This window comes from Elusimicrobiota bacterium (assembly GCA_026388075.1).
Lineage (GTDB): Bacteria > Elusimicrobiota > Endomicrobiia > Endomicrobiales > JAPLKN01 > JAPLKN01.
In genome coordinates this window covers 1-2,157 of record JAPLKN010000081.1, presented here as the reverse complement: position 1 = coordinate 2,157, position 2,157 = coordinate 1, and the positions used below count along the sequence as shown (strand labels likewise).

Annotated in this window: 2 protein-coding genes; one reads left to right on the top strand and one right to left on the bottom strand. The window is 37.6% G+C overall.

What is annotated here, in order from left to right:
- The coding region (locus tag NT145_04740) for a beta-ketoacyl synthase N-terminal-like domain-containing protein (protein ID MCX5781994.1) at positions 1-1,125 on the top strand (1,125 nt) is incomplete at its 5' end.
- A 223-nt stretch (positions 1,126-1,348) separates the two neighbouring features.
- Here NT145_04740 and NT145_04735 read toward each other — a convergent pair.
- Positions 1,349-2,157, bottom strand: an 809-nt coding sequence (locus NT145_04735) for a transposase (protein ID MCX5781993.1), incomplete at its 5' end; no start/stop codon positions are given.

The window sequence follows — 2,157 nt, the reverse complement described above, 5'->3', positions numbered from 1 at the left end:
TTCAATATCGCAGGCTTTAATCTGGACAAGGATGTTTTAAGCTGGATTAAAGATTGGAAAGAAGGCGATGAAATAATCGATCTTTTTTTTATGCTTGCGGCAATTAAGCTTGCGCTGGACGACGGGAAAATTGATTATCATTCTGAAGATAATGAAATCGGGCTTGTAGTTTCCCATGAAAATATTTCTCTCGTCCCTTTCTTTGAAAAGGTGATGAAAACCGCTTACAGTATTTTGGGCGGAACCGAAAAAAAAGTTTCGCAAAAGGAGTTTTACGAAAAAGTTTATAAAACTTGTTATAAAAGCGGGTATGATGTTCAGCCGTTTATGACTCTTTTTCATGCGGCTAAAGTATTTAATATCCATCGCCACTCTTTATTTATCTGTAATGCGTGCGCTTCAGGCCTTTACGCGGTTGAAACAGCCTCGGAAATAATAAGAAATGAACATTCGCCGATTATGGTTGTTGCGGCATCAGACCATGCGGATGTAATAAAATACTTGTGGTTTAAAGATATCGGGATATATTCAAAACAGGGGTTGACCCGCCCTTTTTCTAAAGATTCTGACGGCTTTATTTTCGGGGATGCAGGAATAGCATTGGTTTTAGAAGATTATGATCATGCAAAAAAAAGAAAAGCAAAAATATATGCGGAATATCTAGGGGGGGGGTTTTCTTTGGAAAGCTGGCAGGTAACGATGCCTCAGGTTGGCAGCAATTATTATCAGAAAGCTATTGAAGGCGCTCTTGAAAAAAGCGGAACAAAAAATTCTGAAATAGATTTAATTTGCCCGCACGGGGTGGGCTCACATGTAACAGATTTTTATGAATCAAAAGCAATAAATGATGTTTTTATTAGGGGCAAGAAAATTCCAAGTATTTCGGCATTTAAACCGTATGTCGGCCACACCCTTGGCGCAAGCGCTCTTTTAGAAACCGCTATTTTATTAATGTGCTTGAAAAATCAAATAATTTTACCTACACTAAACTGCGAAAATGTAAATCCCCAGTACAAGATTAAACCTGTTAGTGAAATAACAAAAACAAAGCTCAATAATGTTATGAAAACTTCAGCTGCGTTTGCAGGATATAATGCCTCCGCAGTGTTTGCAAAAATAAATTAGTTAACACCTCGCGGAGATCGCCGAGAAGTTATTATTAAACTCGTGTTTTGTCATTGAATGTTGTCATTCCGTCCGCCCAGGGCGGATCGAGGTCTCGTTATATTTGCATTATTAGACTTTAAGAGAAAGTTCGGAATGATACTTTTAGTTACCTTTGGCTATGTTTACATAGGCTATCAAGCGGCTGGCAACGAAAAACATGTTGTCATCCCGGGCATAAAGGTTAAAAAGTGTTGCTATTTTTGACAGTTTTGAAGTAGCAAAACCATTTTAAATAGCTAATTTTATGCCGTTCAGAAAGACCGCGATGATTTCTATATTGATGCTTTAATTGCGAAAAGAAACCTTCTAAGATATTTGTTGTTGAAACAATATTTTTATCTGTAATAAAGTGGAACATATTTGGCATAGCATTGTTTATAAGTGACATAGCTCGTTTAAGATCTTTGAATGCCACAAGGCTGCTTGGCAAAGAAGAAATATAGTTCTTATGCTTCAGGTGCCATTTGCTGTAGCGTATTTTAAAAACTATCATTTCTTCCGCACTGCGTATTCTTGCTATAGTTCCATACAAACTGCGCAATTCTTTGCCAGATTCAGTCTTTGGGAACGTTCTTAGCCACATTAATCCCTGGTTCTGAATATGGAAAAGACAGCGCTGTAAAATCGTTTCTGGCCAAATCTCTTTAAGAGCGCGAAGAACACTTGGATGTCCGTCGGTAGTTATGGCTATAGGATTAATACCTTTATCGCGCAGTTTAGTGATTATTGGAAAAACATTTTCATAGTTTTCGCGTTCAATATAAGCGATCTGTATTGGCTTTCCTGATACAACGTTCATAAACAGTGCCAAACAGCCGTCTTTATGAAAATATGTCCCATCAAATACGAGATAGTCAATCGATTTATAAGTTCTTTGTGAAAGAGCAGGCGGTTCTTTTGATAGCCAATAGTTTTTGATCTGTTTAAGCTTAAATGGGCTATGTCCTGATAAGCGGCTTAATTGCCTAATACTAAAGCCTTCGGTTACCC